The organism is Streptomyces sp. NBC_01689 (assembly GCF_036250675.1).
In the GTDB taxonomy this organism is placed as follows: Bacteria; Actinomycetota; Actinomycetes; order Streptomycetales; family Streptomycetaceae; genus Streptomyces.
On sequence record NZ_CP109592.1, the window covers coordinates 9,736,485 to 9,751,742 of the forward strand.

Annotated in this window: 1 pseudogene; it reads left to right on the forward strand. The window is 74.1% G+C overall.

From position 1 onward, the window contains the following. Window positions 1-41: 41 nt before the first annotated feature. Window positions 42-15,193: pseudogene (locus OG776_RS42560) on the forward strand (type I polyketide synthase). The last annotated feature ends 65 nt before the right edge of the window (window positions 15,194-15,258 follow it).

The following is a 15,258-nucleotide window of genomic DNA, read 5'->3' on the forward strand; positions in this document are numbered from 1 at the left end:
CCCGTCATGGCTCCCGATTCTCGAAGGGCTGACTTTTTGCCATGGACAACAACGAGGACAAGCTCCGCGACTACCTCAAGCGGGTCACCACGGACCTGCGGCAGACGCGCCGCAGGCTCGCCGAGTTCGAGACCCGCGAGCACGAGCCCGTTGCCATCGTGGCGACCGCCTGCCGCCTGCCAGGCGGAGTCCGCACCCCGGAGGACCTCTGGACGGTGGTGAGCGAGGGCACCGACACCGTCGCCGCCATGCCCACCGACCGCGGCTGGGACCTCGACGCGCTCTACGACCCGGACCCCGACCGGACCGGCACCAGCTACGTCCGTGAGGGCGCCTTCCTCTACGACGCCGCCGAGTTCGACGCCGGGTTCTTCGGGATCTCCCCGCGCGAGGCCCTGGCCATGGACCCGCAGCAGCGCCTCCTGCTGGAGACCACCTGGGAGCTGTTCGAACGGGCCGGCATCGACCCCAACACCCTGCGCGGCAGCAGCACCGGCGTCTTCATCGGCTCCAGCAACCAGGGCTACGCCGTCGACGGCAGCAACGCCCCCGACGACGTCGAGGGCCACCTGCTGACCGGCGGCTCCGCGGCCGTCCTCTCCGGCCGCCTCTCCTACAGCTTCGGCTTCGAGGGACCCGCGGTCAGCCTGGACACCATGTGCTCGTCGTCCCTCGTGGCCCTCCACCTCGCCATGCAGGCCCTGCGCACCGGCGAGTGCTCCATGGCCGTCACCGGCGGCGCCACCGTCATGGCCACCACCCGCAACTTCGTGGAGTTCAGCCGCCAGCGCGGCCTGGCCACGGACGGCCGGTGCAAGCCGTTCGCGGAAGGCGCCGACGGCACGGGCTGGGGCGAGGGCGTGGGCGTCCTGCTCCTGGAGCGGCTCTCCGACGCCCGCCGCAACGGCCACCAGATCCTCGCCGTCGTCCGCGGCTCGGCCATCAACCAGGACGGCGCCTCCAACGGCCTCACCGCCCCCAACGGCCCCTCCCAGCAGCGCGTCATCCGCGCCGCCCTCGCCAACGCCGACCTCACCCCGCAGGACGTCGACGCCATCGAGGCCCACGGCACCGGCACCAAACTCGGCGACCCCATCGAGGCCCAGGCACTCCTCGCCACCTACGGCAAGGACCGGCCCGCCGACCAGCCACTGTGGCTCGGCTCGGTGAAGTCCAACATCGGCCACACCCAGGCCGCCTCCGGCGTCGCCGCCGTGATCAAGACGGTCGAGTCCCTCCGCCGCGGCATCCTCCCCAAGAGCCTGCACGTCGACGAGCCCACCTCCCACGTCGACTGGTCCGCCGAGACGCTGAAACTCCTGACGGAGGCGGTCGACTGGCCCGAGACCGGCCGGCCCCGCCGCGCCGGTGTCTCCTCCTTCGGCGGCAGCGGCACCAACGCCCACGTCCTCCTCGAACAGGCACCCCAGGACGAGGAACCGGAGGAGACCGACACCGCCGGACCCGCCCCCCTCACCACCCCCACCGCCCTTCCCTGGCTGCTGTCCGCCCGCTCCGAGAAGGCCCTCAAGGCCCAGGCCGAACGACTCGTGGCCGCCGTCGAAAACGGCGGCACCGACGCCGTCGACATCGCCCACTCCCTGGCCACCGGCCGCGCCGCGCTGGAGGAACGCGCCACCGTCGTCGGCGCCGACCGCGCCGAACTCCTCACCGCACTGCGCGCCGTCGCACGCGGCGAACAGCCCCCCACCGTGGCGCGCGGCCTCGCCGACAACCCCGGCGAGGACATCGACACCGTCTTCGTGTTCCCGGGTCAGGGTGCGCAGTGGGTGGGGATGGCGGTGGAACTCCTGGACTCTTCGCCGGTGTTCGCGGCTCGTTTCGGTGAGTGCGCGGCGGCGTTGGGCGAGTTCGTGGACTTCGATCTGCTCGAGGTGGTGCGTGAGGGCCGTCCGCTGGACCGGGTGGATGTGGTGCAGCCTGTGCTGTGGGCGGTGATGGTGTCGCTGGCGGCGTTGTGGGAGTCGTTCGGTGTGCGTCCGTCCGCGGTGGTGGGTCATTCGCAGGGTGAGATCGCCGCGGCGGTGGTTGCGGGTGCGTTGAGCCTGCAGGACGGTGCGCGGGTGGCGGCGTTGCGCTCTCGTGCGATCACCGCGCTGGCCGGTCAGGGCGGGATGGTGTCGGTCGCGCTCTCACGGGAGCGGGCCGAGGAGCTGATCTCCGCCTGGGAGGGCCGTATCTCCGTCGCGGCGGTCAACGGCCCGACCTCGGTCGTGGTTTCCGGTGACGCGGACGCCCTGGATGAGCTCGTGGAGCGGGCGGGCGGGCAGGAGGTGCGGGTGCGTCGGGTCGAGGTCGATTACGCCTCGCATTCCGCGCACGTCGAGCGGATCAGGGATGAGCTGTTGGAGGTTCTTGCTCCGGTCGTTCCGCGTGAGCCGGGGGTGCCGTTCTTCTCGACGGTGACGGGGGAGTGGATCGAGTCCGCGCAGACGGATGCCGACTACTGGTACACGAACCTGCGTCAGACCGTCCAGCTGGAGCCCGCTGTGCGGGCGCTGGTCGCGTCGGGTCATGGTGCGTTCCTGGAGATGAGCCCGCACCCTGTCCTGACTGTTCCGGTGGGGGAGACGGTGGAGGCGGCCGGGAGCGAGGCCGTGGTCACCGGCACCCTGCGCCGCGGTCAGGGCGGTCTGGCCCGTTTCTACACCTCCCTCGGCGAGGCCTGGACACGCGGCGTCACCGTCGACTGGACCCAGGCGTTCGCCGAACAGCGGCCGCAGCGCGTCGAGTTGCCGACCTACGCTTTCCAGCGTCAGCGGTTCTGGCTGGAGTTGCCGAAGGCGTCAGCCGCGGCGGATCCGGTGGACGAGGCGTTCTGGAAGAGTGTCGAGGACGGTGACCTGGAAGGGTTCGCCCGTACGCTCGGGATCGAGGACCGGGAGTCGTTGGGGTCGGTCGTGCCGGCTCTGTCGTCGTGGCGCAAGGGGCGGCAGGCCCGTTCCACCCTCGACAGCTGGCGCTACCGCATCGTCTGGCGGCCCCGGCCCGAATCCGACACGCCCGCCCCGGCCCTCGACGGCACCTGGCTCGTCGTCGTCCCCGAGACCCACCAGGACGCCGCGATCGTCCAGACCGTCACCCGCCTCCTCGTCGAGGCCGGCGCCGCGACCGTCCCCCTGGTGATGCACGAGACGGACCTCGACCGGACCGCCGTCGCCGAACAGCTCACCGACATCGTCGCCGCCGACGCCACCACCCCCGTACGCGGCGTGGTCTCCCTGCTCGCCCTCGACGAGCGCCCCGCCCCCGGACACGCCGGACCCACCGTCGGCCTCACCCAGTCGGTCGCCCTCCTCCAGGGCCTCCTCGACGCCGGGACCGACACCCGGCTGTGGCTGCTGACCACCGAGTCCGCCACCACCGGCATCGCCGGCGACACCGTGACACACCCGCTCCAGGCAGCCGTCTGGGGCCTCGGCCGGGTCACCGCCCTCGAACAGCCCAAACTGTGGGGCGCCCTCCTCGACCTGCCCGCCGAACTCGACGCGCGCACCGGAGCGGCACTCGTGGAGACCCTCGCCGCCGCCGGCGACGAGGACCAGATCGCCCTGCGTCCCTCCGGCACCTACATCCGCCGCCTGGTCCGCGCACCGCTCTCCGGCCGCCGGGCCGCCCGGACGTGGACCACCAGCGGCAGCGCCCTGGTCACCGGCGGCACCGGAGGCCTCGGCGGCCACGCCGCGCGCCTCCTCGCCCGCAGCGGCGCCGAGCACCTGGTCCTCACCAGCCGGCACGGCCTCGACGCCCCCGGCGCAAGCGAACTGTCCGACGAACTCACCGCCCTCGGCTGCCGCGTGACCATCGCCGCCTGCGACGTCGCCGACCGCGAGGCACTGACCCGGCTCGTGGCACAGGTCGAGGCCGAAGGCCCCGCCATCCGCACCGTCGTCCACACCGCGGGCGTCGGCCTGCTGGCACCGCTCGCCGAGACGGACCTCGACTTCTTCGCCGAAGGCCTGCGCGCCAAGGTCCTCGGAGCGGCCAACCTCGACGCCGTCTTCGACCACGACCGGCTCGACGCGTTCGTGCTGTACTCCTCCGTCGCGGGCACCTGGGGCAGCGGCGACCACGGCGCCTACTCCGCCGGCAACGCCTACGTCGACGCCCTCGCGGACCACCGCCGCGCCCGCGGCCTGACCGGCACGTCCCTGGCATGGGGCATCTGGAGCCCCGAAGGCGGCGGCATGGCCGTCAACATCGTCCGCGAACAGCTGCGTTGGCGCGGCATCCCCTTCATGGACGCCCAACTCGCCGTCCAGGGACTGCAACAGGCACTCGACCACGACGACACCTTCCTCGCCGTCGCCGACATCGACTGGGAGCGCTTCGTCCCGGTCTTCACCGCCGCGCACCCGCGACCGCTCCTGCACGAGGTGCCCGAGGTCGCCGAGGCGATGAAGGCCGACGAGGCCGTCGTCGCCGGCGCGGTCAGCCGCGCCGACACGCTCCGCGCGGAACTGGCCCAGATGTCCGGATCCGAACGCGACCGCGTGCTGTTCGAACTGGTCCGCACCGAGGTCGCCGGAGTCCTCGGCCACGCGGACAGCGCCGAGGTCGCCGTCACCCGCGCCTTCCGCGAGATGGGCTTCGACTCCCTCACCGCGGTCGAACTCCGCAACCGCCTCAACGCCGCCACCGGCCTCGGCCTCCCGGCGACGATCGTCTTCGACCACCCCAACGTCCGCGACCTCGTCCGCTTCCTGCGCACGAACCTCGTCCCCGACACCCTCGCCGAGGACACCGCGCCGGCGGCCGCCGCCACCTCCGTGGCCGCCGCCCCCGACGACGAGCCCATCGCCATCGTCTCCATGAGCTGCCGCTTCCCCGGCGGCGTCACCACCCCCGACGAACTGTGGAACCTCGTCCTGGACGAGACCGACGCGGTGTCCACCCTGCCCACCGACCGCGGCTGGGACGTCGAGAACCTCTACGACCCCGACCCGGACCGGGCCGGTACGACCTACGCCCGTGAGGGCGGATTCCTGCACGACGCCGCCGAGTTCGACGCCGCGTTCTTCGGGATCTCGCCTCGCGAGGCGACCGCCATGGACCCGCAGCAGCGCCTCCTGCTGGAGACCGCCTGGGAGGCACTGGAGCGGGCCGGTATCGCCCCCGACAGCCTCCACGGCAGCCCCACCGGCGTCTTCGTCGGCGCCTCCCACCAGGGATACGGGTCACGCTCCGAGGTACCGGAAGGCCTCGAGGGCCACCTCATCACCGGGACCGTCACCAGCATCGCCTCCGGCCGCATCTCCTACACCCTGGGCCTGGAGGGCCCGGCCGTCACCATGGACACCGGCTGCTCCTCCGCCCTGGTCGCCCTGCACCTCGCCCTGCAGGCGCTGCGCTCCGGAGAGTGCTCCCTCGCGCTCACCGGTGGCGCCGCCGTCATGGGCGAGCCCATCGGCCTCGTCGGCTTCAGCCGGCAGCGCGGGCTCGCGGTGGACGGCCGCTGCAAGCCCTTCTCCTCCGAGGCCGACGGCATGGGCATGGCCGAGGGCGTCGGCATGGTGCTCCTGGAGCGGCTCTCGGACGCCCGCCGCAACGGCCACGAGGTCCTCGCGGTCGTCCGTGGCTCGGCGATCAACCAGGACGGTGCGTCCAACGGTCTGACCGCCCCCAACGGCCTCTCCCAGCAGCGTGTCATCCGCGCCGCCCTCGCCAACGCGGGCCTGTCGGCCGTCGACGTCGACGCGGTGGAGGCGCACGGCACGGGCACCAAGCTCGGCGACCCGATCGAGGCCCAGGCGCTGCTGGCCACCTACGGCAAGGACCGGCCCGCCGACCAGCCGCTGTGGCTCGGCTCGGTGAAGTCCAACATCGGCCACACCCAGGCCGCCTCCGGCATGGCCGGGGTCATCAAGATGGTGCAGGCGATGCGGCACGGTGTGCTGCCCAAATCCCTGCACGCAGACGAGGTGTCGTCGTTCGTGGACTGGTCGGCCGGCGCGGTCGAGGTCCTCTCCGAGGCCCGGCCCTGGACGGAGAACGGCCACCCCGACGGGCCGGCATCTCCTCGTTCGGCGTGAGCGGCACCAACGCGCACATCATCATCGAACAGCCCGCACCCGAACGGCCCGAGCTCGAACCGTCCGCGACCGAGCGGCCCGGACTCGAACCGTCCCTGCCCGAACCGGCCACGTCCGGGCGGCCCGGGGCGGCAGCCACCGAGCCCGCTCCCCGGACGGACGGCCCCGTCGTCCCGTGGCTCGTCACGGCCCGCTCCGAGAAGGCCCTCAAGGCCCAGGCCGAACGCCTCGTGGCCGCCGTCGGAGCCGGTGACGCCGCCGCCGTCGACATCGCCCACTCCCTGGCCACCGGCCGCGCCGCGCTGGAGGAGCGGGTCGTCGTCGTCGGCGCCGACCGCGCCGAACTGCTGACCTCCCTCACCTCGTTCACCGACGGCGAGGCGACCCCCGCCCTCGTCCGCGGCACCACCCAACGCGTCGGCGAGGACATCGACACCGTCTTCGTGTTCCCGGGTCAGGGTGCGCAGTGGGTGGGGATGGCGGTGGAACTCCTGCATTCCTCCACGGTGTTCGCGGCTCGCTTCGGTGAGTGCGCGGCGGCGCTGGACGGGTTGGTGGAGTGGTCGTTGATGGATGTGGTCCGGGGCGCGGAAGGCGCTCCCGGGCTGGACCGGGTGGATGTGGTGCAGCCCGTGCTGTGGGCGGTGATGGTGTCGCTGGCGGCGTTGTGGGAGTCGTTCGGTGTGCGTCCGTCCGCGGTGGTGGGTCATTCGCAGGGTGAGATCGCGGCCGCGGTCGTTGCGGGTGCGTTGTCGTTGCAGGACGGTGCGCGGGTGGCGGCGTTGCGCTCTCGTGCGATCACCGCGCTGGCCGGTCAGGGCGGGATGGTGTCGGTCGCGCTCTCGCGGGAGCGGGCCGAGGAGTTCATCGCGGCCTGGGAGGGCCGTATCTCGGTCGCGGCGGTCAACGGCCCGACCTCGGTCGTGGTCTCCGGCGACGCGGACGCCCTGTATGAGCTGGTCGAGCGGGCGGGCGGGCAGGAGGTGCGGGTGCGTCGGGTCGAGGTCGATTACGCCTCGCATTCCGCGCACGTCGAGCGGATCAGGGACGAACTCCTGGAGGTTCTTGCTCCGGTCGTTCCGCGTGAGCCGGGGGTGCCGTTCTTCTCGACGGTGACGGGGGAGTGGATCGAGTCCGCGCAGACGGATGCCGACTACTGGTACACGAACCTGCGTCAGACCGTCCAGCTGGAGCCCGCTGTGCGGGCGCTGGTCGCGTCGGGTCATGGTGCGTTCCTGGAGATGAGCCCGCACCCGGTGCTGACCGTTCCCGTCGCGGAGACGGTGGAGGCGGCCGGTGCCGAGGCCGTGGTCACCGGCACCCTGCGCCGCGGTCAGGGCGGACTCGCCCGCTTCTACACCTCCCTCGGCGAGGCCTGGACACGCGGCGTCACCGTCGACTGGACCCAGGCGTTCGCCGAACAGCGTCCGCAGCGCGTCGAGTTGCCCACCTACGCCTTCCAGCGCCAGCACTACTGGCTGGACGCGCCCGAGCCGGCCGGACCCTTCGCCGGCCCCGTCATGTTCGGCGGGGTCGACCTGGCCGACGACGGGTTCTGGGCGTCGGTCGAGGACGGCGACGTCGAAAGCCTCGCCCGCACCCTCGGCATCGAGGACCAGGAGTCCCTGGGCGCGGTCGTGCCCGCCCTGTCCTCCTGGCGCCGCGGCCACCGCGAGCGTTCCACCCTCGACAGCTGGCGCTACCGCATCGCCTGGCGGCCCAAGCCCGAACAGAACACGCCCCTCACCCTCGACGGCACCTGGCTCCTCGTCGTCCCCGAGGGACAGGAGAACAGCGACTTCGTACGCGGTGTGACCTCGTCGGTGGCCGAGCGGGCGGACGGCGGCCTGCGCACCCTCGTCATCGGAGCCCGGGAGGCCGAACGCGACCGGCTCGCCGACCTGCTGAAGCAGGAGGCGGCCCACGGCCCCGTGCACGGCATCCTGTCCCTGCTGGCCCTCGACGAACGTCCCTGGGCCGACGAATGCGCCCTGACCACCGGGCTCGTCCTGATGACCACCCTCGTCCAGGCGCTCGGCGACGCGTCCTTCGACGCACCCCTGTGGTGCGCCACCAGCGGCGCGGTCTCCGTGCACCGCAACGACACCCTGGACCACCCGCTGCAGGCCATGGCCTGGGGCCTCGGCCGGATCGCCTCCATGGAGTACCCGCAGCGCTGGGGCGGCCTGATCGACCTGCCGCAGACCCTGGACGACCGGGCCGGCCGGCGGCTCGCCGCCGCCCTGTCCGGATCCCTCGACGAGGACCACGTCGCCCTGCGCCCCTCCGGCCTGTTCGCCCGCCGCCTCGTGCGCGCCGGCGACGGCCCCCGCCCGGCCGGACCCGCCTGGTCGCCCAGCGGCACCGTCCTGGTCACCGGCGGCACCGGCGGCCTCGGCCGCCACGTCGCCCACTGGCTGGCCCGCGGCGGCGCGGAACACCTGGTCCTGGTCAGCCGGCACGGGCCCGAGGCCCCCGGCGCCGCCGAACTCGTCGCCGAACTCGCCCAGTCGGGCACCCCGGCCACCGTCGTCGCCTGCGATGTCGCCGACCGTGACGCCGTCCGCCGGCTGATCGACGACCTGCCCGGCGGCGGCCCCCTGACCGCTGTCGTGCACACCGCCGGGATCATCGACGACGGTGTCATCGACGGCCTCACCCCGCAGCGCGCCCACGGCGTCCTGCGGCCGAAGGTGGACGCCGCGCTGGCCCTGCACGAGGCGACCCGCCACCTCGACCTGACCGCGTTCGTCCTGTTCTCCTCCATGGCCGGCACCCTCGGACGCGCCGGGCAGGGCAGCTACGCCGCCGCCAACGCCTTCCTCGACGCGTTCGCCGCCCAGCGGCGCGCCGAGGGCCTGCCCGCGACGTCCATGGCCTGGGGCACCTGGGCCGGCGGCGGCATGGTCAGCGACGAGGTCGCCCAGCGACTGCGCCGCGACGGCGTGCCGCCCATGGAACCCGAACTCGCCGTGTCCGCCCTGCAGCAGGCACTCGACCAGGACGAGGAGTTCCTCGTCGTCGCCGACGTCGACTGGAAACTGGTCACCGCCCGCGCCTTCGCCGCACTGCGCGACTTCCCCGAGGCCCGCGCCGCCGCCACCGACGGCGAACACACCGAGAAGGACACCGCCGCACAGGACGGCCCGCCGCTGCCGGCCCGGCTGCGCGGCCTCACCCCCGCCGAGCGGCGCGCCGCGCTCCTCACCGAGATCCGCCGCCAGGCCGCGGCCGTCCTCGGACACACCGACATCGACTCCGTGCCCGAGGGCCGGGCCTTCCGCGACCTCGGCTTCGACTCGCTGACCGCCGTCGAACTGCGCAACCGGCTCGCCGAGGCGACCGGGCTGCGGCTGCCCGTCACCATGGCCTTCGACCACCCCTCGGCCGCGGCGCTCGCCGCCCACCTCGACACCGAACTGTTCACCGACGACCACGGCACCGCCGTGGACACCACCACGACGGACCGGCTCCCGGCACCGGCCGACGACCCGATCGTCATTGTCGGCATGGGCTGCCGCTTCCCCGGCGGCGTCACCACGCCCGAGGAACTGTGGAACCTCGTCACCGACGGCACCGACGCCATCGGCGAGTTCCCCGACAACCGCGGCTGGGACGTCGACAACCTCTACGACCCCGACCCCGACAAGCCCGGCCACTCCTACGCCCGGCACGGCGGATTCCTCTACGACGCCGACCGGTTCGACCCCGCCTTCTTCGGGATCTCACCCCGTGAGGCGGTGGCCGTCGACCCGCAGCACCGGCTGCTGCTGGAGACCTCCTGGGAAGCGCTGGAGCGGGCCGGGATCGACCCCGAACTCGTCCGCGGCACCCAGACCGGCGTGTTCATCGGCTCCAACTACAACGACTACGGCACCCGGGCCCGCCAGGCACCCGAGGGCCTGGAGGGCTACCTGGCCACCGGCAGCGCGAGCAGCGTCGCCTCCGGCCGCATCGCCTACACCTTCGGCCTGGAAGGCCCGGCGGTCACCGTCGACACCGCCTGCTCCTCCTCCCTGGTGGCCCTGCACCTCGCCGTGCAGGCCCTGAAGTCGGGGGAGTGCGGCCTCGCCCTCGCCGGCGGTGTCACCGTGATCTCCACACCGGACACCTTCATCGAGTTCAGCCGGCAGCGCGCCCTGTCGCCCGACGGCCGCTGCAAGGCCTTCTCCGCCGACGCCGACGGCGCGGGCTGGGCCGAGGGCGTCGGCCTGCTGCTCCTGGAGCGGCTCTCCGACGCCCGCCGCAACGGCCACACCGTCCTCGCGACCGTGGCCGGCACCGCCGTCAACCAGGACGGCGCCTCCAACGGGCTCACCGCCCCCAACGGCCCCGCGCAGCAGCGCGTCATCCGCCAGGCCCTCGCCTCCGCCGGACTCACCCCGGCCGACGTCGACGCCGTCGAGGCGCACGGCACCGGCACCAAACTCGGCGACCCCATCGAGGCCCAGGCCCTGCTCGCGGCGTACGGGCAGGACCGGCCCGCCGACCGGCCGCTGTGGCTCGGCGCGCTGAAGTCCAACATCGGCCACACCCAGGCCGCTTCGGGTGTCGCCGGCATCATCAAGATGGTGATGGCGATGCGGCACGGCATCCTGCCCCGCACCCTGCACGCCGAGACCCCCTCCCCGCACATCGACTGGGCCTCGGGCGCGGTCCGCCTGCTCGACCGGGAACGCGACTGGGACCGGGGCGACGCCCCGCGGCGCGCCGGTGTCTCCTCCTTCGGCGTCAGCGGAACCAACGCCCACGTCATCCTCCAGGAACCCGAGCCCACCGACCAGGCCCTCCCCGCGGCCGCCCGGACCACCGCCGACCACACCGACCGCACCGCAGCCACCGGCAGCGACGGCGGCCCGGCGAACGGCACACCCGCACCGGCCTCCACCACGACGGCGACGGTGACATCAACGTCCGCGGCGCCCGTCGTGCCGTGGCTGCTGTCGGCCCGCGGCACCGCCGCCCTGCGCGAGCAGGCCCGCCGCCTGCTCGACCACCTCGCCCCGCCCCACGACGCACGCCCGGCCGACATCGCGCTGTCCCTGGCCCGCGGACGGACCGCCTTCGAGGACCGCGCCGCGGTCGTCACCGACGATCCGGCGTCCTTCACCGAGGCCCTGACCGCACTCGCCGAGGGCCGCGAACACCCGCTCCTGAGCGTGGACCGGGCCCGCACCGGCAAGGTGGCGTTCCTCTTCTCCGGACAGGGCGCGCAGCAGCCCGGCACCGGACGCGAGCTCTACGCCCGCCACGACGCCTTCGCCGACGCCCTGGACGCGGTCTGCGCCCACATGGACCGCCACCTCGAACACCCCCTGCGCGACATCCTGTTCGCACCGGCCGGTACCCCCGAGGCCGCACTCCTCGACCGGACCGCCTACACCCAGGCAGGCCTGTTCGCCGTCGAGGTCGCCCTGTTCCGGCTCGTGGAGAGCACCGGCCTCAGGCCCGACGCCGTACTCGGCCACTCCGTCGGCGAGATCGCCGCCGCGCACGTCGCCGGAGTCCTCACCCTGGAGGACGCCTGCCTGCTGGTCGCCACCCGCGGCCGGCTCATGCAGGCCCTCCCGGAGGGCGGCGCCATGATCTCCGTACAGGCATCCGAGCAGGAGGTACGGGACCTGCTCACCGGCCACGAGGGCCGGGCCGCGATCGCCGCCCTCAACAGCCCCCTGGCCACCGTCGTCTCCGGGGACGAGGACGCGGTGCGCGCCGTCGCCGACGCACTCGCCGCCCAGGGCCGCAAGACCCGGCGCCTGAACGTCAGCCACGCCTTCCACTCGCCCCGCATGGACGCCATGCTCGACGAGTTCACCGCCCTCACCGCCCACCTCCCGCACCGCGCACCGGACCTGCCCGTGATCTCCGCCGTCACCGGCGCCCCCTACGGAGCACAGGAGATCGCCGACCCCGCCCACTGGGGACGCCAGGTCCGCGAGGCCGTCCGGTTCAGCGACGGCATACGCACCCTGGAGGAACAGGGCATCACCACCTACGTCGAGATCGGCCCCGGCGCCGTACTGACCGCCCTGGCCGGCGACTGCGTCACCGGCGACGCCACCCTCGTCCCGCTGCTGCGCCGCGACACCGACGAGAACGAGTCCTTCACCACCGCGCTCGCCCGCCTGCACGTCCGCGGCCACGCACCCGACTGGTCCACCCTGCTCGCCCCGCTGGGCGCACACCGGGTCGACCTGCCGACCTACCCCTTCCAGCGCGGCCGGTACTGGCTCCAGGCCACCCCCAGCACCCGCGACGTCGCCCACACCGGACTGGAGGCCGCCGGACACCCGCTGCTCGACATCGCCGTACCGCTGGCCGGCTCGGACGGCGTCCTGCTCACCGGCACCGTGTCCGTGGAACGCCAGCCCTGGCTGCGCGACCACGCACTCGGCGACAGCGTCCTCTTCCCGGGCACCGCGTTCCTCGAACTCGCCCTGCAGGCCTGCGAACGGGCCGGAGCAGCCCAGGTCACCGACCTCACCCTGGAGACCCCCCTCGTCCTGCCCCGCACCGGCGCCCTCCAGCTCCAGGTCACCGTCGCCCCCTCCGACGGCTCCGGAACCCGCGCCCTGACCGTCCACGCCCGGCCCCTGGACACCCGCGGCGACACCGACCTGCCCTGGGTCCGGCACGCCGGAGGCACCCTCGGCGACGAACCGGCCGGCCCGCCCGAGCACCCCGGCACCGCCCCCTGGCCGCCCGCCGGCGCCGAACCCCTCGACGTGTCCGGCCTGTACACCCGCATCGCCGAGAACGGCTTCCACTACGGCCCCGCCTTCCGCGGCCTGCGCGCCGCCTGGCGCCTGGGCGACGAGGTGTACGCGGAGATCGCCCCGCAGGACGGCACCGCCCCCGAACGCGCCGGGGACTTCACCGTCCACCCCGCGCTCCTGGACGCCGCCCTGCACACCGTGGCACTCGTCGCCGACGCCGACGGACCCACCGTCGTCCCGTTCACCTTCACCGGCGTGTCGGTGACCGCCGCCGGACCCGCCGCGCTGCGCGTACGCCTCACCCCGCGCGGAGACCACCAGTACGCCGTCCACGTCGCCGACGCCACCGGCGCACCCGTCGCCGGCATCACCGGACTCGTGCTGCGCCCCGTCGACAGCACCCGCCCGGCCCGGCCCGCCGGGACCGCCGGCCTCTACCGGGTGCGGTGGACACCCGCCGGCACGGACACCGGCACCGCCCCGGCACCGGCCCTGGTCGACGCCGACACCGACCTGAACGACTGGGCCGCCCGCCACACCGGCCCGGTCAGCCGCCACGACAGCCTCGACGCCCTGCGCGCCGAGATCGCCGCCGGCGCCCCGCTGCCCCCGGCGGTCCTGGTCGCCCTGCCCACGACCACCGGCGCCCCGGACCTCGCCGACGCCGTCCGCGAGACCACGCACCGAGCCCTCGAACTGGCCGGCGCCTGGCTGCGGGAGGAGACGTTCGCCCCGGCACGGCTGGTGTTCACCACCCGCCACGCCGTGACGACCGACACCGGCGACGCCGCGGCCACCGACCCGGCGCAGGCCGCCGTATGGGGCCTGATCCGCGCCGCCAAGGCCGAGAACCCGGGCCGCTTCGGCCTCCTCGACCACGACGGCACCCCCGCCTCCCTGGACCTGCTGCCCGCGGTCCTGGCCGGCGGCGAAGCGGAGACGGCCCTGCGCGACGGCATCGCGCTCGCCCCGCGCCTGACCCGCGCCCAGGACCTCACGGACCCCGGCGCCACTACCGGCACCGGGCCGCTCACCGGCATCGACCCGTCCGGCACGGTCCTGGTCACCGGGGCGTCCGGAGTGCTCGCCCGGCAGGTCGCCCGCCACCTCGCCACCACCCACGCCGTCACCTCCCTCGTCCTGGCCAGCCGGCGAGGCGCCGAGGCCGAGGGCATGGACGCACTCGCCGAGGAACTGCGCGGCCACGGCGCCCGGGTGACCGTCGCCGCCTGCGACGTCGCCGACCGCGACGCCCTCGCCGCACTCCTGGCCGGCCTCCCCGCCGACCGCCCGCTGACCGCCGTCGTCCACACCGCCGGAGTCCTCGACGACGGCGTGGTCGAAGCACTCACCCCCCAGCGGATGGACACCGTCCTGCGGGCCAAGGCCGACGCCGCGGCACACCTCGACGGCCTCACCCGCCACGCCCGGCCGGTCACCCTCGTCCTGTTCTCCTCGCTCGCCGGCACCTTCGGCGGCGTCGGCCAGGGCAACTACTCGGCCGCCAACGCCTTCCTCGACGCCCTCGCCGCCCGGCGCGCCGCCGAGGGACACCCGGCGCTCTCCCTGGCCTGGGGACTGTGGGCCGAACGCAGCGGCATGACCGGCAAACTCGGCGAGGCCGACCTGCGCCGGGTGCGACGCGGAGGCGTCCAGCCCATGGACACCGCCGAAGCCCTCGCCCTGCTCGACACCGCCCTCGACGCACCGGACGTCTTCCTCGCGCCCGCCGCCCTCGACCCGGCCGCCCTGCGCGCCTCCGACGGATCCGTACCGCACCTGCTGCGCGACCTCGTCCGGGCCCGCACCCCACGCCCGGCCCGCGCGAGCGGCACGGCCGCCGACACCCGGGCCCCGGAGAGCGCCGACGGTCTGCAAGAACGCCTCGCGGCCCTGCCCGCCGCCGAGCGCCACGGCGCCCTGCTGCAGGCGGTACTCGCCCAGGCGGCCCTCGTCCTGGGCTACGACTCGGCCGACCCCATCGACCCCGAACGGGGCTTCCTGCAGGTCGGTTTCGACTCCCTGACCGCCGTCGAACTGCGCAACCGGCTCGGCGCCGTCACCGGCGTCCGCCTCCCCGCCACCCTGCTGTTCGACTACCCCACCCCCGCGGGACTCGCCGAGCACCTGCTGACCCGGATGGCCCCCGCACCCGCCCCCGCGGCGAACGGCACGGCCCCCGCCACCGGCGACTCCGTGCTGGCCCGACTCGACCACATGGAAGGAGAGTTCCAGCAGGTACTGGCCGAGGCCGGACCCTACGACGAACTCCACGACGGACTCCGCAGCCGGCTCCAGCGGCTGCTCGCCCAACTCGACGCCGCCGCACCCGCGGCGCACCAGGCGGCCGGCACCGGCCACCCGGACGAGGTGTCGGACGACGAACTGCGCCGGTTCCTGGAGACCGAACTCGGCGGCGCATGAACCACGGAGGCGGCCGTCCGGCAAGGACGGCCGCCCCACCCCACCCGGCCGCGTGGACGCCCCGG